General features: G+C 52.8%; 16 protein-coding genes. 8 read left to right on the forward strand and 8 right to left on the reverse strand.

What is annotated here, in order from left to right; genetic code table 11:
• Positions 1-52: 52 nt before the first annotated feature.
• The gene (locus WJU16_RS22835; RefSeq protein WP_341835666.1) at positions 53-487 is read right to left on the reverse strand and encodes an Hsp20/alpha crystallin family protein; all 435 of its coding nucleotides are present in this window, start codon (positions 485-487) and stop codon (positions 53-55) included.
• A gap of 186 nt (positions 488-673) precedes the next feature.
• Here WJU16_RS22835 and WJU16_RS22840 point away from each other — a divergent pair, with 186 nt between their 5' ends.
• Positions 674-1,516, forward strand: coding sequence for a hypothetical protein (locus tag WJU16_RS22840; RefSeq protein WP_341835667.1), 843 nt, complete (start codon positions 674-676; stop codon positions 1,514-1,516).
• A gap of 39 nt (positions 1,517-1,555) precedes the next feature.
• Here WJU16_RS22840 and ppsA read toward each other — a convergent pair whose 3' ends face one another.
• Complete coding sequence (ppsA, locus tag WJU16_RS22845) at positions 1,556-3,925, reverse strand: phosphoenolpyruvate synthase (RefSeq protein WP_341835668.1); 2,370 nt, start codon at positions 3,923-3,925, stop codon at positions 1,556-1,558.
• Positions 3,926-3,935: 10 nt separating this feature from the next.
• On the reverse strand, positions 3,936-4,985 hold the full coding sequence (locus WJU16_RS22850; RefSeq protein ID WP_341835669.1) for an AI-2E family transporter: 1,050 nt from the start codon (positions 4,983-4,985) through the stop codon (positions 3,936-3,938).
• A gap of 165 nt (positions 4,986-5,150) precedes the next feature.
• Between WJU16_RS22850 and WJU16_RS22855 the strand changes: the two genes are divergently transcribed.
• Both WJU16_RS22855 and WJU16_RS22860 read left to right on the forward strand, forming a co-directional pair.
• On the forward strand, positions 5,151-7,664 hold the full coding sequence (locus tag WJU16_RS22855) for a cation-transporting P-type ATPase (protein WP_341835670.1): 2,514 nt from the start codon (positions 5,151-5,153) through the stop codon (positions 7,662-7,664).
• 89 nt (positions 7,665-7,753) lie between these two features.
• On the forward strand, positions 7,754-8,326 hold the full coding sequence (locus tag WJU16_RS22860; RefSeq protein ID WP_341835671.1) for a dihydrofolate reductase family protein: 573 nt from the start codon (positions 7,754-7,756) through the stop codon (positions 8,324-8,326).
• Between the two features lie 56 nt (positions 8,327-8,382).
• Here the strand turns inward: WJU16_RS22860 and WJU16_RS22865 are convergent, their stop codons facing one another.
• On the reverse strand, positions 8,383-8,955 hold the full coding sequence (locus WJU16_RS22865) for a hypothetical protein (protein WP_341835672.1): 573 nt from the start codon (positions 8,953-8,955) through the stop codon (positions 8,383-8,385).
• A 439-nt stretch (positions 8,956-9,394) separates the two neighbouring features.
• On the opposite strand from WJU16_RS22865, the gene WJU16_RS22870 reads away from it, so the two are divergent.
• Together WJU16_RS22870 and WJU16_RS22875 are read left to right on the forward strand one after the other, a co-directional pair.
• Positions 9,395-9,715, forward strand: coding sequence for a LytTR family DNA-binding domain-containing protein (locus WJU16_RS22870; RefSeq protein ID WP_341835673.1), 321 nt, complete (start codon positions 9,395-9,397; stop codon positions 9,713-9,715).
• 219 nt (positions 9,716-9,934) lie between these two features.
• Positions 9,935-10,762: an HAD-IIA family hydrolase gene (locus WJU16_RS22875; protein WP_341835674.1), complete on the forward strand. Its 828-nt coding sequence runs from the start codon at positions 9,935-9,937 to the stop codon at positions 10,760-10,762.
• A 65-nt stretch (positions 10,763-10,827) separates the two neighbouring features.
• Here WJU16_RS22875 and WJU16_RS22880 read toward each other — a convergent pair whose 3' ends face one another.
• The 3 genes from WJU16_RS22880 to WJU16_RS22890 are packed head-to-tail and all read right to left on the reverse strand — an operon-like array spanning position 10,828 to position 13,757.
• On the reverse strand, positions 10,828-11,535 hold the full coding sequence (locus WJU16_RS22880; protein ID WP_341835675.1) for a hypothetical protein: 708 nt from the start codon (positions 11,533-11,535) through the stop codon (positions 10,828-10,830).
• Between the two features lie 15 nt (positions 11,536-11,550).
• Positions 11,551-12,009: a hypothetical protein gene (locus WJU16_RS22885; protein WP_341835676.1), complete on the reverse strand. Its 459-nt coding sequence runs from the start codon at positions 12,007-12,009 to the stop codon at positions 11,551-11,553.
• Between the two features lie 11 nt (positions 12,010-12,020).
• On the reverse strand, positions 12,021-13,757 hold the full coding sequence (locus tag WJU16_RS22890) for a hypothetical protein (RefSeq protein WP_341835677.1): 1,737 nt from the start codon (positions 13,755-13,757) through the stop codon (positions 12,021-12,023).
• Between the two features lie 262 nt (positions 13,758-14,019).
• Here WJU16_RS22890 and WJU16_RS22895 point away from each other — a divergent pair, with 262 nt between their 5' ends.
• Entirely contained in the window at positions 14,020-15,258 is a 1,239-nt protein-coding gene (locus WJU16_RS22895; RefSeq protein ID WP_341835678.1) for a geranylgeranyl reductase family protein, read from the forward strand.
• 58 nt (positions 15,259-15,316) lie between these two features.
• On the forward strand, positions 15,317-16,960 hold the full coding sequence (locus tag WJU16_RS22900; protein ID WP_341835679.1) for a glycoside hydrolase family 32 protein: 1,644 nt from the start codon (positions 15,317-15,319) through the stop codon (positions 16,958-16,960).
• Between the two features lie 68 nt (positions 16,961-17,028).
• Here WJU16_RS22900 and WJU16_RS22905 read toward each other — a convergent pair whose 3' ends face one another.
• A complete protein-coding gene (locus tag WJU16_RS22905; RefSeq protein WP_341835680.1) occupies positions 17,029-18,894 on the reverse strand; it encodes a TonB-dependent receptor domain-containing protein in 1,866 nt (621 codons plus the stop codon).
• 64 nt (positions 18,895-18,958) lie between these two features.
• On the opposite strand from WJU16_RS22905, the gene WJU16_RS22910 reads away from it, so the two are divergent.
• Positions 18,959-20,440, forward strand: coding sequence for a PLP-dependent aminotransferase family protein (locus WJU16_RS22910; protein WP_341835681.1), 1,482 nt, complete (start codon positions 18,959-18,961; stop codon positions 20,438-20,440).
• The last annotated feature ends 30 nt before the right edge of the window (positions 20,441-20,470 follow it).

Consider the following 20,470-nt stretch of genomic DNA (forward strand, 5'->3'; position numbering starts at 1 on the left):
AACGACAAAAAAGGCCCCGCAACTACGACGGGGCCTTTTTCAGGAAGTGTATCTACTTCACAGCGATGTTCACACTGGGATTGGGTTTGGTTTCTTCTTTCTTGGGCAGGGAGATTTCCAGTATGCCATCGGTGTACTTCGCCTCGATCTTACTGGCGACAACGGATTCGGGTACCTGGAATGAACGCGTAAAACTGCTGAAGCTATACTCTTGTTTCCTGTAGTTGTCTTTCTTGTCTTCCTGCTGGGATTCATTTTCAGCGCTGATGGTCAGCAAATCGTCGGAAACGTCGATCCGGAAGTCTTCTTTTTTCATGCCGGGTGCCGCCATGGCAATCTTGAATGCATCCTTGTCTTCGCTGATATTCACCGCAGGTACTGTCAGGAAAGGTTTGTTCTTTTTTCCGTTGGTATCCAGCCATCCTGAAAAGAACTCGTCCCAGAGGGCGGGAAAAATAGTGTCGGGTTTTGAAGAAAGCGTTTTCATGATACTTACGATTTATTAAGTGATAAGATGAAAAATTCGTCATGGAAATTAAGCAGGAAAATGCTCGCTGAGAATGATACAGATGCGACTTTCGCCTGATCGAAATCATGCCTTTCCGCGCAACCTCGCATGTTTGGTCATTGTGGCGCTGTTGGCCAGATGTTAACTTTCCGGAAAAGAACAATCATGGAAAAGATAGTGATCGTATTACAGGGCCGCGAATGGGCCATCAACTCCATTGATTTCGCCTGCTACCTGGCGCAGGAGGGGAGATCCCGCATACAGGGATATTTTCTCGAAGAACCCGTTTACGAGGAGCTGCCGCGTTTGCGCAGGATCGGCGGGCTGGCTTATGTCGAGCCGATCATCTCTGCGGACATACCGGAAGAGCAGTCAGCGCACGCATTCCTGCAAAGAAGGATGGAAAATTTTGTCACCCATTGCCAGGGAAAGGGAATTGTTACGACTGCATCGGCATTACCGGCCGACCGGCTAGGGGAACTTATCCAACAGACGAAGTTCGCGGATCTGCTGGTGGTTGACGCCGCTGCCGTGCCGGGCAGCCAGCCCCCGGACAGCATTCCGTCGCCTACCGTGCAGTACATCCTTTCCGCGGCGCAATGCCCGGTGTTTATCGCCCCGGTGTCGCAGATGCATCCGGAACACGTTATCTTCTGCTACGACGGGAGCGCTTCGGCTGTTCTTGCCATGAAGCAGTTCGCATACCTGTTTCCGGAGTTATCGGGGTTGAAAGCCACGGCTGTATGCGTTGGTGATAATGATCAGCCTGACGCGGAAGAAGTACGGGCGCTTACCACCTGGATGAGCCGGCATTTCGCATTCAACGAATTTGTGTCGCTGCATGGTAAATTGGAGGATGTGCTATACCCTTTTGTGCTGAAGCATAGCAAAGCGATCCTGGTGATGGGCGCCTACGGCAGGGGGGCTGTTTCCCGTTTTTTCACCCAGAGCAGCGCCGATTATTTCATCGGCACCCTGTCTTGCCCGATTTTCATCACACATGACTGATCGCTGCCGGCTCACCAATGTCCCCCCTTGATAGGGTTTTTAGCGCTTCATTTTCAATTCCGCTTCGTATACCATTTTACGGCCGTGGTTGAATGCATCCGGCGTGAAGGAAATACTGGTGATGCCGTTGGCCACAAGGAACGAAGCGTATCCCGGCAAATCACTGGGCGCCTGGCCACAAAAGCCGACGGGGACGCCGGCTTCGTTTGCCGACCGGATCATTTGGGCGATCATCGTCTTACAGGCGAAGTCTTCTTCGGAATATTCGCCGGAGAGGATGGCCGAATCGCGATCAATTCCCAGCACGAGTTGCGTGAGATCGTTGGAACCGATGGAGAAACCGTCGAAAATTTCCGCGAAGCGCTCCGCATCAATTACATTTGACGGAATTTCCGCCATGACGTAAACTTCCAGTCCGTTGACAGATCGCTCCAGTCCGAAGGAACGCATAACGTCCAGTACTTTCCGGCCTTCACCAACCGTTCTGCAGAAAGGAATCATCGTTTTTACATTCGTAAATCCCATCTCGTCGCGCACCATTTTAATTGCCCGGCATTCCAGGCCGAAGCCTTCCCGGTATAGTGGATGGTAGTACCTGGACGCGCCCCTGAACCCGAGCATCGGATTTTCTTCCTTTGGCTCGAATTTTTGTCCCCCGATGAGTTGTGCGTATTCATTTGTTTTAAAGTCGCTCATCCGCACGATAACTTCCCGTGGATAGAATGCGGCTGCCACGGTGGCGATGCCGGAAGCCAGTTGTGCTATGAAATAGGATGTCTTGTCTTCAAAACCGCATGTCAGTTGTTCAATTTGCGCCTTCACTTTGGGATCGTCGATTTCCTGGAAACGCACCAGCGCCATCGGGTGAATCTTCACGGCATGTGTAATAATAAACTCCATTCGCAGCAAACCTACGCCTGCATTCGGTTGCGTGGCAAGCCGGAATGCCTGGTCGGGATCGCTGAGGATAAGCATAAGCCGGGTGCGTTCCGGCATTTGCCCTTGTTCTTCCTTGTTGGAAATAGTTTCAAAGGGGAGTATGCCTTCGTATACGGTTCCTGTCTTGCCCTCGCTGCAGGAAACGGTGATGGGCGCGCCATCTGCAATTATGGAGGTGGCATTGCCGGTACCCACGATGGCGGGAACGCCGGTCTCGCGGGCAACAATTGCGGCGTGGCTCGTGCGGCCGCCGGAGTTTGTGACGATGCCGCCCGCTTTTTTCAACAATGGGTCCCAGTCGGGCGTGGTATTGGCCGTAACGATGATATCTCCGGGCTGGAGGGAGTCCGCATTTAGGGGAGATGTCAGCAGCCGGGCTTTCCCGGAGGCGATTTGATTGCCTACGGCTTCGCCCTGTACCAGCACTTTACTTTTGGCGGTGAGTTGATACGTCTTCCCGGCGTATCCGCCGGCAATCGTATGAACGGTTTCGGGCCGTGCTTGCAGGATGTAGCGTTCACCTGAATTCCCATCCTGCGCCCATTCAATATCCATCGGGCAGCCATAATGCTTTTCAATTGCCAACGCCCACTGTGCCAGTTGCCTGATTGCAACCGGGTCGAGAACCGCCTGTTTGCGGCGGTCTTCAGGGGTGGGAATGTGTTCCAGCCCCCCAGCGGCGGAATGGACAAGGGTCGTTTCTTTCCGTCCTGTCTTGCTTTGAAAAATGGCACGTTTGTTCAACTGCAAAGCGGGTTTGAAAAGATAGTACTCATCTGGCTCCACCGTGCCCTGTACAATGTTTTCCCCGAGGCCCCAAACGCCTGTCACCAGGATGATCTCGCGGTTGCCGCTTTCGGGTTCGATGGTAAATATTACACCGGAACATCCGGAGCCGGCATCCACCATTTGCTGGATGCCCACGGATATGGCGACCGACCGGTGCGCAATACCGCGTTCCTCCCGGTATTTTATCGCCCGGTCGGTAAAGAGGGACGCAAAGCACCGGCGCACAGCGTCCAGCAATGCCGCTTCGCCGCAAATATGCAGGAAGGAATCGTGTTGCCCCGCGAAACTGGCCGAAGGCAAATCTTCCGCCGTTGCGCTGCTGCGCACGGCTACTGCTTGCTGCCCTTTACTATCCATGGCCCGGTAAGCTTTCCGCAATTGTCCGTCGACAGCCGGAGGCATTACGCCCGACAACATCTTCCCGCGGATAGCCGAGCCGATTTGATGCAGGTTGGAATATTCTTTCCGGTCGAGCTGCTGAAGCAATTGAAAGCAATCCCAAAGGCCGTTAAAGTCCAGGAATGCCCGGAAAGCATCCGTGGTTAGTGCGAACCCGGCGGGTACCCGGATGCCCTGGCCGGAAAGCGCGACAGTCATTTCTCCCAGTGAAGCGTTTTTACCGCCAACCTCTGGCAGATTGGCCAGCCGTATTTCGGAAAAATCCAGGATGTAATTTTCCATATTTTTCATTTTAAATGTCGGGTGTTCGGGAAAGCAGCAGCCGCCAGTGCGACCATTCCTCCAGGTGATCTGCTGTAATCTTGGCAATGGCCACGAATGGGATGAATAATACCATTCCCGCCACTCCCCATATGATACCGCCTGCGAGTATCGCCACCAGGGTAGCCCAGGTGCTTACATTCAGCTGCGCAGCCACAACTTTTGGAAAGATGATGTTGGCTTCCAGGTATTGCACGAACGAGAATATGCCGATTACGCCCAACGGGTACCAAATCGATTCATGAACTGTCCAGGCCGCTGAAATCGGCAGCAGTGCGCTGATGATGATACCGAAGTAAGGAATGATCGTCATGATCGCGGTCAGCATGCCGAACAGGAAGGCGTGCGGCACATCCAGTGCATATAATCCGATAGTATTGAGTATCCCCACGATCAGGTATACCATGATCATGCCTTTAATGTATTGGAAATAGGTACGGATCACTTGTTGCAGTATAACGGCTGACTGTGCACCTCGTTCGGAGCCCAGAATGCGGATCAGAAAGCGTACAAAAGTTCGCCTGTGATACAGGAACAACGCTGAAAAGACGGGTGTCATGAAAAGTGTGAAGAGTGCGTTGGCCGTGATACGGATCGTGCCGGTCAATAGTGGCCCGACAAATCCGGCGATGCCATCCGCCTGTTTGTGTAGCCAGTTATCCTGCACCTCCAGTGTGATCTGGAAGTTTAATGCCAGCCATTCCCGGAAATCCATCAGCGATGCTTCCAGCTTTTGGGCGAGTAAAGGCCAGTCGCCCATAAAGGCCCTGATTTGCCATAGCAACAGGGTCACGAGCGCAGCAAAAAGTGCAATTACAATCAACAGGCAAATTGTTACCCCCAGCGTTCTGGTTGCGCCTTGGTCTTCCATTTTTTTGCATACCGGATACATGATCATGGCAATCAGGAGACCCATGAAAAGAGGAATGAAGAGCGTTTTCCCGAAAAAAAGCAAAACACCAGAGAGAACAACCAGCTCAATTTTCCCGTTTAGGCTATTGGTATTGCGGATCGATTGCATATCACATTGGGTATACGGGTTTGGAGTACCACCGCAATATCATTGATTCCTTAGGGTTGAAGAATGATTCCGGTCGCGGTTAGGGTTGATCAAGATCAATTCAAAAACTGGTTCCGCCTGCTTTTTATTATAGGTTAATCGAATGGAATAAGGTAAATTTAGTATATGAAAGTACAGAACGGACCAGGCCTTGTGGCTGAATTGCCGCATCCGGACGGATTGCGTCAGGCGGATGTGGAGCGTTTACAGCAGCAATTTGGGAAGAATGCGATAAAAACCGGCAATTCCCGCGGATTGCAGCTCCTTTGGGGAATAGTTTCCGAGCCCATGTTTATCCTGTTGGTTGTGGCAACTTCGATATATATGATCGTAGGCCAGTTTGCCGAAGGGGGCATGATGGTAGCCGCAATATTGATTATTACGGCCATTTCCATTTTTCAGGAGAAGCGGAGCGAACGGGCGCTTAAGGCCCTGGAAACTTACACACGCGAAGGGGTAAAGGTTATAAGAGATGGCAAGGAACAGGTGATCAACGCTGAAGATTTGGTTCCTGGAGATGTTGTATTGTTGGAAGAAGGGAACCTGGTGCCTGCTGATGCATGCATGATATCCGGCAATGATTTTACGGTAAATGAGGCGATTATCACCGGTGAATCTTTCCCGGTATCAAAACATGCCGACTCAGAAAACAATCAGCTCTTCCAGGGTACGACCGTCAACTCGGGTATGTGTTATGCGAAAGTGGAAGCTATCGGGAGCCAGACGCAGTTGGGGAAACTGGGCAAGGCGGCTGAAACGCTTACAGGGCCCAAAACATTGTTGCAGCGTCAGGTTGGAAAATACGTTAAAAGACTGGCGATTTTTGGGATCAGTGCTTTTGTCATCATTTGGATGATCAACTTTGCCCGGTCAGGCATGATCTTACAGAGTTTATTGTTTGCACTGGTGCTGGCGATGTCGGCCATACCAGAGGAAATACCTGTTACATTTTCATCGTTTATGGCGCTGGGTGCGTACCAGCTCAGCAAATGGGGAATTGTTTCCCGTAATCCGCAAGTGATTGAGAATTTAGGCATGGTGGATGTCGTTTGCCTGGACAAAACCGGAACTATTACCGCAAATCAAATGACGGTAGAATTGGTGTACCGATATGAAAACGAACAATTTACATTAGCGGATAGCGACGAGTCGCAGGAGGAAGTATTGTTGTATGCTATGTTTGCAAGCGAGCGGGTTCCGTTTGACGCCATGGAAAAAGCAATCGTAGAGAAAGCGCGCCAGGCGAATTTATCCGCCCAGTCGGATGATATGCGCCAAATTGCAGAGTATCCGCTGGAAGGAAGGCCTCCCATGATGACGCACATTTATGAAGGAAGCGGCAGACGAATTGCGGCGGCGAAGGGAGCGATAGAAAGGATCCTGTCGGTTTGCCGGGTAGGCGAAAAGCAGCGTGCCGCAATTTCGGAGATTGTCAGGGAGGAGGCAGAGAAGGGTTATCGTATGATCGGTGTGGCCAGTGCGGCATGTCCTGACGGACCGCTTCCGGCCTCACAGGATAATTTCAACTGGAATTTTGAAGGCGTGATCTGCCTGTATGACCCACCGCGGATATCCGTTCGCGCTATCATTGACAGGCTGCTTCAGGCGGGAATTTCCATTAAATTGCTGACGGGTGATTACGCGGAAACGGCCCGCAATATCTCCGGCCGGGTGGGTATACCTGGTAGTAACAAGAGTATTACCGGTAAGGAGATCATGGAAATGCCAGATGACCACCTGCAACGGGCCGTCCAGGAGGAAACAATATTCGCGCGCATGTTTCCTGAAGCAAAACAGCGTGTTGTAGAAGCATTGCAAAAGAACGGCCATGTCGTAGCTATGATTGGTGACGGCGTAAACGATGTGCCTGCCCTGAAGAAGTCGGATATTGGTATCGCTATGGGGCAAAATGGCGCGGAAATGGCCCGGTCTTCATCCGATCTTGTACTGACAGATGACAAGCTGGAAGCGCTCATTAAAGCTATCGGGCAGGGCAGGAAAATATTTCTGAACCTGAAGAAATCGATCAGGTATATTATTACCATTCACATTCCAATTATCCTAATCGTAACTATACCCCTGGTACTGGGCTGGCCGGTTTACAATGTCTTCACGCCAGTGCATGTAATATTTTTGGAACTGATCATGGGACCAACATGTTCGTTGTTTTTTGAACGGGAACCCGTTGAGGCGGATGTGATGGAAAAACCTCCGCGCGACCGGAATGCAGGTATTATGTCCGGTAAGGAACTCTGGACCGGCATAATGCAGGGAATAATGGTAACATTGGGGCTGCTGGTACTTTATTATATCAGGATGCAACAAGGGCAATCCATGGAAATGATCCGTACAGAAGTATTGATCACGCTGTTATGCTCAAACATCTTCCTTACATTTGCCAACCGCTCATTTACGGCGAGCTTCAGGGAAACGATCAAATACAGGAACAACCTGGTGCCCTGGGTGCTTTTGGCAACCGTTGCTTTTATTCTGACGATCCTGCTTGTTCCTGCAGTACGTGATGTTTTCGGGCTGCTCCCGCTTTCAGCTGGCCAGTTGTTCGTTTGTGCCGGAATTGCCTTCGTTAGTGTAGGCTGGTATGAATTGTATAAGTTAATAAGATTTGGAAAACAAGGCTAAATCAAATTTTGCTGGTTTTTTTAGTCGCTCTGGTACGATGCAATTGTAAAAAATCACAAGGTATTTACCTCAAACCCAACGTTTCACCCATGAGAAAACTCGTTCTATTCGCGCATATGTCCCTCGATGGTTTCGCGGGCGACAAAAACGGCGGCCTCGGCTTTTTAACCTATGACCAGGAGCTTCAGCAATATGCGGAGGAGCTGGTCAAAACCGTAGGCGCCTCCGTTTACGGCAAAAATACCTATCACCTGATGGCCGGATATTGGCCCACCGTGCTGAACGACCCCAAGGCCGGCGGCCATTCCCTGGCGCATGCAAAATGGGTGCACGAAATCCCCAAAGTGGTTTTCTCTACCACATTACCCAGCGCCGACTGGCATAACACCACGCTCATCAAAGGCAACATCGTGGACGAAGTGAATAAGCTGAAACATCAGCCCGGCAAAGACCTCGTCATCTTCGGCAGCCCCGGCCTCGCCAAAAGCCTCATGGGCCTCGGGCTGATCGATGCGTATAAACTAACCCTGCATCCCGTGATCTTGGGCGAGGGAATCAGCCTGTTCGATAGCCAGACGCAGCTGAATAACCTGAAATTACTGAGTTCCAAAACACTCGCTTCGGGCGTGGTGACGTTGCACTACGCGAATCGCCAGGACTAAGCGATCAAACTATTAAAAGCCGCCCCAATCCGGGGCGGCTTTTTTTTGTCATCTGATTACGTTGTCACTGCCAACGAGGCTTCATTGCCCGGCAAATCGGTCGCGGTTGCGGTGACGATTAATCCGTCCAACGAGGGATACGCCTGCGTGGTGGTGTAGATCCATTGGTCGCGGTGGACCGGCGCCAGGATGGCGTTCCCTTCTTCAAGGATTTCACCCGTTTCCACCCGCTGGATGCGTACCCGGACTGCCGTTACCCTGAAATCGTCTTTCGCATGGACGACGATCGTGGAACCGGGAGGGCCGTCAAATGCATCGATGTTAATCTTCCGGACGACCGGCGCCTTGAGGTAATCGCGCAACGCCATGTTGTACGCCGACATCCCGGGTGCGGCTTTCTTCTGGTATTCTTTCTTCAGTTCGGGAGATTGAACCGCTCCCCGGGCATACATAGCCGCGGAAGTGAATTGATCCCTAACTGTTAACTGCGCATCAGAGCGCGCCGTTTTGGGATCATAAACAGGCATTTTCCCGATGATGGTGCTGTTGCCGTGTTTACGGTAAACGAATTGTTTACCTACATTACCCCTTGCTCCTTTAACAAGCAGGTTTTCATTTATTCTAGCCATTTTATAAAGTTTTAAGATTTGAGAAATAATTTTTGTTTTCTGCCGGCGCCGCTTTGGAAGAAGGTTTCAAGAGTCGCTCCTCCCTGTCTGCCTAAGCGATGCTTCCATTGCGACAACCGACAACACGAAAGTAACGAGCAGATAAAAACGAAAATAAATTATGGGGTGAAAGCGGGGACGTGTTGGGGCGTAATGTATATAAACCTGGGGTAACCGGAATTTTTGGACAAGTAAAACACTAGCCTGATTCGATGATCCTTCAATCATCCTTCAGTCATCCTTCAATTAAACACCTTCAAACCTGTACCACCATTGGAGACCCTTGGAGAATCATTGAAGGATGGCAGTAGGATGTCAGCAGGGTTCGCGAAATGTGTTTTTTCGTTATATTTGATCATAACCCCTTATCAAACAAAGCTTAACACCAAAACATATCGCTATGATGCACCCACCTTTTTTTATCTGGGACGACGGGAAATTTGTAAAAATCAATCTGGCCGATATCGCGGTACTGAAAACCGAAGACAACTATCTCCGGTTATACGCCAAAGAGGAATCTTACCTGATCCGCGCTACGCTCGACAAGACACTGAGCCAATTGCCGGAAGGCAGCTTTGTAAGGATACATAAGTCATTTGCCGTTGCGCTTCAACACCTGGAAGCGGTGGAAAAAGAAGCGGCAATCGTGTACGGAGTTGCCTTCCCGGTTTCAAAGCGTTATTACCCCGAATTGATCAGCAGCCTGAACGTACTCGGCTGATCGCGTCAATAAAAAGAATGATTCCGCAAATAATACATGCATGATTCAACTTTATTTGTATATTTGATCATCGGGCCATGCGCAACGCAAACCGATGTACCATGGCCTTCCTGCCTTATTCATCTCCACTTATCAAATCTGATCTCAATTTGCTTTTTAATTGCCGTATAGCTTCGTTCCGTACGCGGGCTTTCGCGGTTCCATTTTAAAACCAAAATAATGAATCAGAAAGGATTTCTCATCGACATGGACGGTGTTATTTACCGGGGCTCCGAAACCATCCCCGGTGCAGTGGAATTTATCAACAACCTGCGCAAGCAGGGTTTCCCATTTCTTTTCCTCACCAACAACAGCCAGCGCACCAACCGCGACGTGTCTTACAAACTTAGGAAACTCGGTTTCCATGTAGAAGACGACGATGTTTTCACCTGCGGCATGGCCACTGCCCGATACCTCGCTTCCCGCACCCCGCAGGCCACGGCCTACGTGATCGGCGAAGGCGGCCTGCTGGCCGAATTGCATGCCGCCGGTTTCTCCATCGTGGATGATCACCCGGATTATGTGATCATCGGCGAAGGCCGCACCATCATGCTCGAATCCGTCGACAAAGCCATCAATATGATCATGAACGGCGCGAAACTGATCGCCACCAACCTCGATCCCAACTGCCCCGTCGGCAACGGCAAATACCGCGCGGGCTGCGGCGCCTTCGTGGCCATGGTGGAATGCGCCACCGGCAAACAGGCCTTCAGCGTAGGGAAACCGAGCCCGGTAATGATGCGGATGGCGCGTAAAAAACTCGGCCTTTCCACCGACCAGGCCGTGATGATCGGCGATACCATGGGTACCGACATCCTCGGCGCCGGCTCCATGGGTTTCACCACCGTTCTTACTTTGTCGGGCGTCACCAAAGCGGAGGATCTCAACCATTTCAGTTACCAGCCGGATTTCGTGATCTCTTCCGTCAAAGACCTCCTCAATCCCGAATTATTCGAAAAAGTACTGCACAATAAAAAGGAACTGGTGGAAGAAATACCCTTCCCCTAACCGGTTGCAATAAAAATGCAAAGGCTGCTATGTCGGGAAGCCTTTGCATGCATATTCTTCTGCACCTACCGTACCTGGATGCGCAATGTGCGCAGCAGCGTATCCGTATCCGTGCGCAATGTTTTCACCTGCAACTCGAAGTCGCCCGCCAGGTGGAAGGGGTTGGTGGCGGTAACCATGGCCTGCTGGTTTTCGGTGTACGCAAACGCCGGGATCACCAGTTGCAGGGTGGTATCGAGCGACACCATGTTGAAATATACTTTCGCGGGATCGGTAACGATCCCTTTCCCCGGCGCGCGGAACAGGTCCACGGTGAACGTGAAGCTGGAAGCCGTATCGCCCACATATTGACTGGCCGATAGCAGGAAGTCGTTCGGATAGGAGCGGCCGAAAGTATACGCGGTATCGATCGTATAATATTTTTGTACCGAAGCGCGTACCACCGCGCTGCCGATGCTGTCGCTCTTGAGGCGGACCTGCGCGTAGCCGCTGCTGTTGGCGGTTACGGTCTGGATGGTATCGTCGTTATCGAAAGTGCCGCCTTTGACGGTGAACACGACGTCGCGCAGCAGGGAATCGGCCTCCCGGCTGATTTGCACGCCAACGAGGTAGGTGGATGTATTATCCGCGGCAACTTCGGCCTGGGAGGTATTGGCGAAAGCGATGACGTCTTTCAGCTGCAATCCTTTCCCCAGCTGGTAATCGTCGTCTTTCTTGCTGCATCCGGAAAGCATCATGGCCGAAACGGCGGTTATGATGGCAAAGTATTTCATGAATCGTTGATTGGATTATTGGTATTTGAAAATGGCACGGTCGGAAGCTGGCAGGGTAGGGAGCAGGGGAGAGCCCGGCACATAATTGCCGCGTACCTCCAGGGCTACTTCGCATCCTTCCTCGCCGGACTGGCTTTTGGTAATGATGATGTAAACCTCCATCCAGCGGTCGTTGCTGCTTTCCGTGTCTTCGTACCAGATCAGGGATTTGGATGTGAATTCGAGGATGTACGGCAGGTTATGGGGCGCCGTTTCAAAATCATCGATCGTTAATGCTTCATCTTTTTCAGGGATGTAGATGGAAACCAGCTCCACGTCGGCGTCTTCCGATATCGTCAAATGGTAATGTCCTTTGTTGGGGCCGGGACTGGAAAAGGATTCAGACCATTCGATTTTCAAAGGCTGGTCGGGTTTGCCGGATTTAAAACGGAACTCCACGGGGTCCAGGGTGAGGTTATTTATTTCAACTGACATAAGGGATGAATTTATGGTTTGAAGATGTTTGCGACATGACCGTTCCCGAAACTTTCGAGGAAGCTCTGAATGTTGAAGTCCAGCGAGAACGACACGAACGGCGCTGCTTTTACGTGATAATTGCTCTTGTTGGCCAGCGGATCGGTAGGATATTGATAGAAGAAATAGGCCCCGCCATTGACTTTAAAGAACGACAGCAGCCGGAACCCTACGCCTGAGATCAGTGCCATATCCTCGCTGATGATACCCCTGCGGATGCCGTCCTTTTTAATGGAAGTAAGAGATACCCCCAGGAGGAGCGAAGCCCTGGAGCCGATGACGTCGGTAAATTTGCCACGGTAATTACTGAGCGGGAGCGAAGTGTCGATGGCGCGGAAGTAAAAGTTCATCCCCGCGTAGAGGTTGAACCTGTCTACCCGTCCCACATACGCGTAACCGAGGTCGAGGGTCACGTGCATTTTGAACCTTTCTTCGAGGGATGTGGGGTAAGTGTTGCCGGTTTCTTTATAGGAGAACAGGGATTCCCCCAGTTCGACGGCGATATTCTTTTTCAGTTCGTCACGCGCTTCCAGGAGCTCGTCCAGCGGTTTGTCGATCTTCGCCTGGAATTTGCCGGCCATATCGTCCGCGATAGTGGCGATTTCGGTGCTGGAGAGGCCTTTGATCTTTTCTTTATTCAGGTCGTTTTTGAATTCAGTGGTAAAATCGAGGTCGCTTTTCGTGGCATTGAACCAATCTGTTTGCTTCATTTTCTTTTCCACGGAAGACGAGATTTTCCCGATGGACAGGTCCTTATCCAGTACGCCTTTGCCGGCGATCTGCCGCTTGCTTTCCGTCAGGCTTCCCTGGATGAGGGCCAGCTCTTTGCGGAGGCTTTCCATTTGCGTCCCGGCTGTTGCGATCTGCTGCGCAAGCGCGGCGCTATTGTCGGTTTTGGCGGTTTCTTTCAGTCCGTCGATTTTTTGCTGCAACGCATCTATCTCGCCTTCTTTGTCGGTCACCAGTTTTGGTTTTTTCCCCGGGGAGCTGTTCAGCAGGTCGTACGCTTCGCCATAAAACCCTTCCTTATGGTGCCGCAGTTCGGCGCGGATCTGGTTGAGGGCGTTGGTGGCGTTAAGGAAACGGGTAAACTGTTCGTCGTAATTATCTCCCGACAGGGTATACTTCTCATTCACCTTTTTGGCCGCAGCTTCCGCTGCAGTATGGATCGCCGCCATGTTTTGGGACCAGGATTTCGATCCTGCAGGTGTCAGCAACTGGGTTACGATCACCTGGTTGTTGGCTGCAATGAAGCCGTCGTCGTCCATAATCGCCTGAACAGCAGCATCGTTTTCTTCGTCGCTGAGCTCGGTGTAGGTGTTACCCGCTATCTCTACCAGGTAGCTGGCATTGGGGCGGAGGAATACCAGCACGGGGATGTTCAGGGTGTCGGAATGGCGTTCCTGCTTATCTGTTTGATAGAAGAACGTGCAGGCTTTCTTGTTCATTTGCAGCGCCTCGTCGGTCAGCGGCTCTTTTTTATTCCATTTGCCGCTGTAATTGATGCGGTTGACGTCATAGATAACGACATGGAGATCTTTCACATCGTCGGGAATGTTGACGCATTTGATGTTGAAGGGCTGGTCGAAGGGAATGGCGCCTGTTAATTCCTTTTTGGCGAAATCATACGCGACCGTTTTCCGGTTTTGGGAATAGCTACCGGTAACACCAATGAACAGGAGTGTACAGGTAATCATTAAAAATCGCATGCAGGGTATAGTTTATTTTTTGGGTTGCTTGAATACAAAGGATAATACCGGTATTGGGGCGCAATTATAGGGTAATGTCAATAAATAATACGGTTAAATTTTTATGGGGTACCGGTTAAAAAGGAGTATAAACCAAAGATAAGTAATTGGATGATATTTCAAAATTTTGCATTAGATTCGTTTCGTCAAGCCGCGCAGATCCATCGATCCCCGCGGCTTTTCTTTTCTTATCCTAAAACGATCTCATACCCTGAAACCGAAGATGCAGGAAACAAAAGTTTGTATACTGGGCGCCGGCCCGGCAGGCGCTACCACGGCGCTGCAACTGGCTTACATGGGCATTCCCTGCCTGGTGGTCGATAAGGCCGTCTTCCCCCGTGATAAAGTCTGCGGCGACGGCCTCAGCGGAAAGGTGCTCACCCAGCTCTCCCGCATCGATAAAGGCATTGCGGAGCGGTTGCAGCAGCTCGTATTCAAGGAGGACAGCTGGGGCGTCAGCTTCGTGGCCGCCAACCGTATGGGCATCAACATCCCCTACAAACCCAATTACCAGAAACTGCCCGGCGAGCCCCGGGGATTCGTCTGCAAGCGCATCCATTTCGATAATTTCCTGGTCGATGAAATGAAACGCTGTCCGCAGATCCGACTGATAGAAGGTAAAGCCATCACAAAATACACCTTGCAGCCCGACGGCTACCTGCTGTCGGACGCCGCCGGCACCCTGCACATCAAAGCACAGCTGGTGATCGCGGCCAACGGTGCCCATTCCGGGTTTACGAAAGAAGTCGCCAATATCCATATGGAACCGGCCCATTACGTGGCCGGCATCCGCGCATATTACACCGGCATCGGCGGCCTGCACCCCGACAATCTCATCGAACTGCATTTTCTCAAAAACGTGCTGCCCGGCTACTTCTGGATATTCCCGCTACCCAACGGCGAAGCCAATGTAGGGATCGGCATGTTGAGCAAGGTGGCGGGAAAGCGTAAAGCCAACCTGAAGCAAATGCTGCTCGACGCCGTACAGCACGACCCCGTCATGAAGGAACGCTTTAAAAACGCTACCCTCCTGGGGAATATCGACGGCTACGGCCTGCCGCTGGGTAGCAAGAAAAGGCGGCTCTCGGGAGAAAGATACCTGCTGGTGGGCGACGCCGGCTTCCTGATAGATCCATTCACCGGCGAAGGCATCGGCAACGCCATGTACTCCGCCCGCATGGCCGCCGCCCAGGCCGCCGCTTCCATAACCGCCAACGATTACTCAGCCGCATCCCTGCAAGCTTACGACGCCGAAGTGTACCGGGTTTTGGGCCCCGAACTGACCATGAGCACCCGGCTGCAGAGGCTCATCCGCTTCCCCTGGCTGTTTAACATGCTCATGCGCCTGAGCGCCGGCAACCAGGAATTGCAGCAACTCCTCTCCAGCATGTTCCACGAAGTCGACATCCGCAAGAAACTCGCCAGCCCGGGGTTCTACCTGCGGCTGCTGCTCAAATGGTAAATGAGATGGAGATTGAACCCGCATTGTATATCTTTGGATAAACAGGGTTCCACTATATATGAAAACATCACCTCGTCTAATGGCCGGCATCGCCGCACTCGGCGCCTGCCTGCAAGCTTCCGCATCCGACACTACCATCACCGTCACCAAACGATACCTCAACCTGCCCGTTTCCCAACAAGACGAACGCGCGGTCATGACCCTGAAAGCCGCCGGGGAAGAGGAGCGCAGCTTCCGCATCCGCCTCAGCGCCACGCCCGAATATTGGGTGTTCGTAGACGTCAGCGCCTGGAAAGGGAAATCCCTCCACCTCCAGTTCAACGGTAGCGGCACGGGCATGTCAAACATCTACCAGGACGACCGCATCGCCGGGCAGGACTCCCTGTACCGGGAGCGCCGCCGCCCGCAATACCATTTCTCCTCCCGCCGCGGATGGATCAACGATCCCAACGGGCTCGTCTTCCACGACGGCGAATACCATCTCTTCTACCAGCACAATCCCTACGAACGCGAATGGGAAAACATGTCCTGGGGCCACGCCGTGAGCAAAGACATGATTCACTGGCAAGAGCTGCCCATCGCCCTGCACCCCGACAAATCCGGCACCATGTTCTCCGGCTCCGCCGTGATCGATTACGATAATACCTCCGGCTTCGGTAAACCCGGCAACCCGGCCATGGTGGCGCTGTATACGGTCGATAGCCCCGACAGGCAAGTGCAATCCCTGGCCTACAGCCTCGACAAAGGCCGCACCTGGACCAAATTCCCCGGCAATCCCCTCATCGATTCCAAAGAGAAATGGAACAGTAAAGACACCCGCGATCCCCGGGTGCTCTGGTACGCCCCGGGCAAACACTGGGTGATGGTGCTCAACGAGCGCGACGGCCATTCTATTTATACGTCATCAAACCTGAAAGATTGGACTTACCAGAGCCACGTCACCGGTTTCTGGGAATGCCCGGATTTATTCGAACTCCCGGTCGATGGCAACGCCGGCAATAAAAAATGGGTGATGTATGGCGCTTCCAACACGTACATGATCGGCTCGTTCGACGGTAAAACGTTCCGGCCCGAGCACGGGAAATATTACTTCTCCGCCGGTTCCATTTACGCGGCGCAGACCTTCAGCAACATCCCCGCAGCCGACGGCCGGCGGATCCAGATCGGGTGGGGGCGCATCCCGCAACAGGGCATGCCCTTCAATAACATGATGCTGCTGCCGACCGAACTGACACTGCGCACCACCAAAGACGGTCCCCGCCTGTTCAGCTGTCCGGTGAAGGAAGTGGCGCAGCTGCTGGAGCCCGCCGGTAAATGGAAGAACCTTTCCGCCAGCGATGCCAGCGGAAAACTCGCATCCTTCAGCCAAAACGATCAGCTGTACATCAAAACCACGATCCGCCTGTCGCATGCCACGGATGCCGGCCTTAGCCTATCTGGCCAGCGGCTTGTCTATTACGACCTTAACTTCAATATGCTTAATGGCATGTTCTATTCCCCGCAAGATATGACCAGCATGGAACTCACCGCCGAGATCTACCTTGACAGATCTTCCGTGGAAGTGTTTATCGACGGCGGTGCGTTTTCGTACTCGATGGAACGGAAACCTGACGTCGGGAACAAAGAAGGGTTCCGGTATTGGGGGAACAATATTACCATCACCTCGCTGGAGGTGTCGAAAGTGCGCGGGATCTGGCCATAGACCCGTCGCATGCACGAAAAAGCCCGCTACCATTGGATAGCGGGCTTTTTTTATGGTAAAGATGATGGTTAAATCGTCGTGAATTTGACGCCCAGGCTCACCCAGCGGGCGGGCAGCGGAATGGAGCCGATCTCGAAGTAGGTAGTGTTGAAAATGTTTTGCGCATCCACATATACGGTGAACTGTTTCACTTTCTGGCTGATCCTGCAATCGTTGATCCAATACGCCTTGCCGGTGGTCCGCTCGTTGAAGCGCGTGGCGAACAGGGCGCTGAAGCCTTTGTGTTGCACATCGATGGTATTGGTGACCTGGTGTTTCAGCGCGGCGATGAGGTATTTCGATTTGATGTCGGGGTTGATGTCGCTGAACTCCGCATCCAGGTAGGAATAGGCGAGGTTGACGTTGAGGCGCGTGCTGGCGGACAGCGATGCGCTGAAGTTCGAGCGCATATTGATGCCTTTGGTCAGCAGGCTGCCCACGTTGTGGCTCTGCCAGGGCTCGGTGTCCACGTTGCGCGTCCAGTCGATGAAGCGGCTGATGTCGCGGTAGAAGTAGCTGGCGTTAAATGTAAAGGCGTGACGGATGTATTTCATCCCCAGTTCGCCCTGGAAGGCGTTTTCCGGGGAAAGGGAGGCGTTCCCGATATTGCCGGGGCGCTGGTCGAGATACAGATCCGTGAACGAAGGGATGCGCTGGCTGGTGCCGATGTTCCCGATGATCTTGAGCCCGTTGGTGATGGCATAGCTCGCGTCCAGGCCGGGGTAGAGCTGCCATTTGTAATCGGAATTATAATTGAGGTAAGTGCCGAAATTGACGTTGAGTTTTTTGAAAAGATCCGTCCGGTATTGCGCATATACGCCCAGGTTTTCGCGGCGGCGGTCGCCGATGTTGGAGGAATTGATGTCTTCGCTCCGGGCTTCCACGCCAAACCCGAGCTCGCCCGCATTCATTTTATATGCGGTGTTGACTTCCGCGGCCAGGGAATTGGAATAGTGGCGGCTGCGGCCTTTGCTCAGCTCCTTGCGGCCGAAATAACGGTAGTCATCGTCGTTGTAACGATAGCTCAGGCGGGGCATGAGCGACCAGCGGGAAGAAAGCTGGTGGCGGGATTGGATGGAAGCCAGCGTCGTTTGAACGATCTCACCGGAGTTTTTATCGCCGGGAGCTGCGTAGAACGCGTTGGCGCCGAAGGAATTCCGGATATAGCCGGCGGAAGCGAGGATCTCGTTGGCTTTGTCGAGCTGGAAATTGCCCTGGTAATACAGTTTGGTGTTTTCGAAGCCGGTGTTGTAGCGGTAGCCGTTGCTCTTGTCGTTGGCGCCGAAGAGCGAATGCTGGTGTTTTTCTTTGCTGATGGTCCCGCCGAGCTGGATGCCCCTGCTGTAGAAGGTTTCTCCCGTCCCTTCCTTGTCTTTTTCAAAATTCGAACCGCCGTAAACGTTGACGAGAACGCCCGAATGCTCCGGTTTTTTGGTGATGATGTTGATGGCCCCGGTGAGGCTGTTGATACCGTAGATCCGGGCCGCAGGGCCGCGCACCACTTCGATCCGCTCGATGATTTCCAGCGGAATGGGAAGGTTGAGCATGTTGTGCGCCGTTTGCATGTCGATGATCTTGGTGCCGTTCACCAGCACCACGGTTTGCTCGAAACTGCCGCCGTCGATGCTGATATCGGCCTGGGTGCCGTAGGGGCCGCGCTGCCGGATATCGACGCCATTGGCGTATTGCAGGATTTCCTGCAGGCTGCGGGCGGGCATTTTGGCGATCTGCGCCTTATCTATGATGTAAACGTTCCTGTTTTGTTTGGAGATGGGGGTGCTGAACCGGTTCTCGTTTATCACAACTTCCCCGATGCCGATCGTGGTGTCTTGCAGGTTTTGTGCGCATAAGTCTGTACTGATCAATGCCAAAGCGGCAAAGCATATTTTGTTCATTCCGGTTATTTTTTGGCAAAATTAGTATCTTGCCGTACCACCTTGGTATACCAGTTTTAAGAAAATGGATAGTCCGGTTCAAATTCCTTTTAAAAGCTTCCTGCAGCTGAAGCGCGACGACCCCTCGGCCGTTTACCTCCAGATCGTTTTCGGGTTCATCCGGGCGATACAGGCGGGGCTGCTGCCCGAGGGGACGCGCCTCCCCGGCACGAGGGTCCTTTGCAAACTCCTGGAAGTCAATAGAAATACGCTGATCAAAGCCCTGCAAGACCTGGAATCTCAGGGTTTTATCGAGATCCTCCCGAACAAGGGGATCTTCATCCTGTCAGACCAGAAACAAAAGAAAACCGCCCATGTACCCGCCGCCACGGCAGCCAATGCGACGCCTTTTACTTTCCAGCGGTCCGCCATCCTGGAAAACCCTACCGAAACGAGCGACCTGCCGTACCAGTTCAACGACGGCCAGCCGGATATCCGCCTGGTCCACAACGATGTGCTGGCCCGGCTGTACGTTTCCAAACTGAAGCGGCGGCGCAACCTCGTGGCCCGGGAGCACATCCAGGCCAGGTCCCACGAACAGTTCAAAGCGCATTTCGCCAATTTCCTGAACCTGACGCGGGGGATCCGCATTTCCACAGCCAACCTTCTCACCGCCGGCAGCCACGAAATCAGCCTCTACCTGGCCGCGAAACTGCTGATCAGCCCGGGAGATAAGGTAGTGGTAGCCTCGCCGGGATATTATCTCCCGAATATGACGCTGGCCGACAGCGGGGCGCACATCATCCCTGCGCCGGTCGACGAAGACGGCCTGCTCACGCAAGTATTGCAGGAAATATGCGAAGCGCAGCCCATCCGCCTGCTGTACCTCACTTCCAACTATCACTATCCCACCACGGCCTGCCTGAGCGCAAAGCGGCGGATGGAGGTAGTGGAGCTGGCCAACCGGTATGGCTTCGTGATCCTGGAAGACGATTACGATTACGATTTTCATTACGATAATAACCCCGTGCTGCCGCTGGCGGCATTCGACGCCAAAGACCGTGTGGTGTACGTCGGTTCCTTCGGAAGATCGCTGCCGTCGGGGTTTGCATACGGCTTTGTGGCGGGTCCGGCGGATTTCATCCGGGAGCTGGAGAAGCACCAGAACATCCTGGAGCCGGGGAAAGATGTCATCAAGGAGCAGGTGCTTACCGATTGGATACAGGACGGGGAAGTGCACCGGCTGTCGAAAAAGAACAGGAAAATCTACCAGGAGCGCCGCGACGGTTTTGTGGCCCTGCTGCAGGCAAAGCTGGGCAGCCGCATCCGGTTCCGGGTGCCGCCCCGGGGGCTGGCGGTGTGGGTGGAATGGCTGGAGGATTTCAGCCTAGTGAAGTTGCAGAAGGAATGTGCGGCGCGGGGATTGTTCCTGCCCAAGACGATATTGTATCAAACCAAAGGCCTCACGGCCACGCGCATCGGGTTCGGCAATTTGGACCCCGAAGAAATGGCCGCGGCGGTGGAGATTTTACGGCAATCGCTGGAGGCGGTGTTGCAGTACCGTTGATATTATATTAAACGAAAAAGCCGTTTGCAT

Source organism: Chitinophaga pollutisoli, assembly GCF_038396755.1.
In the GTDB taxonomy this organism is placed as follows: domain Bacteria; phylum Bacteroidota; class Bacteroidia; order Chitinophagales; family Chitinophagaceae; genus Chitinophaga; species Chitinophaga pollutisoli.

Coding starts and splice junctions, on each gene's coding strand:
- WJU16_RS22855 (WP_341835670.1), top strand. CDS start 5,151: ATGAAAGTACAGAACGGACCAGGCCTTGTGGCTGAATTGCCGCATCCG.
- WJU16_RS22890 (WP_341835677.1), bottom strand. CDS start 13,757: ATGCGATTTTTAATGATTACCTGTACACTCCTGTTCATTGGTGTTACC.
- WJU16_RS22870 (WP_341835673.1), top strand. CDS start 9,395: ATGATGCACCCACCTTTTTTTATCTGGGACGACGGGAAATTTGTAAAA.
- WJU16_RS22885 (WP_341835676.1), bottom strand. CDS start 12,009: ATGTCAGTTGAAATAAATAACCTCACCCTGGACCCCGTGGAGTTCCGT.
- WJU16_RS22895 (WP_341835678.1), top strand. CDS start 14,020: ATGCAGGAAACAAAAGTTTGTATACTGGGCGCCGGCCCGGCAGGCGCT.
- ppsA (WP_341835668.1), bottom strand. CDS start 3,925: ATGGAAAATTACATCCTGGATTTTTCCGAAATACGGCTGGCCAATCTG.
- WJU16_RS22865 (WP_341835672.1), bottom strand. CDS start 8,955: ATGGCTAGAATAAATGAAAACCTGCTTGTTAAAGGAGCAAGGGGTAAT.
- WJU16_RS22900 (WP_341835679.1), top strand. CDS start 15,317: ATGAAAACATCACCTCGTCTAATGGCCGGCATCGCCGCACTCGGCGCC.
- WJU16_RS22840 (WP_341835667.1), top strand. CDS start 674: ATGGAAAAGATAGTGATCGTATTACAGGGCCGCGAATGGGCCATCAAC.
- WJU16_RS22905 (WP_341835680.1), bottom strand. CDS start 18,894: ATGAACAAAATATGCTTTGCCGCTTTGGCATTGATCAGTACAGACTTA.
- WJU16_RS22875 (WP_341835674.1), top strand. CDS start 9,935: ATGAATCAGAAAGGATTTCTCATCGACATGGACGGTGTTATTTACCGG.
- WJU16_RS22850 (WP_341835669.1), bottom strand. CDS start 4,985: ATGCAATCGATCCGCAATACCAATAGCCTAAACGGGAAAATTGAGCTG.
- WJU16_RS22910 (WP_341835681.1), top strand. CDS start 18,959: ATGGATAGTCCGGTTCAAATTCCTTTTAAAAGCTTCCTGCAGCTGAAG.
- WJU16_RS22860 (WP_341835671.1), top strand. CDS start 7,754: ATGAGAAAACTCGTTCTATTCGCGCATATGTCCCTCGATGGTTTCGCG.
- WJU16_RS22835 (WP_341835666.1), bottom strand. CDS start 487: ATGAAAACGCTTTCTTCAAAACCCGACACTATTTTTCCCGCCCTCTGG.
- WJU16_RS22880 (WP_341835675.1), bottom strand. CDS start 11,535: ATGAAATACTTTGCCATCATAACCGCCGTTTCGGCCATGATGCTTTCC.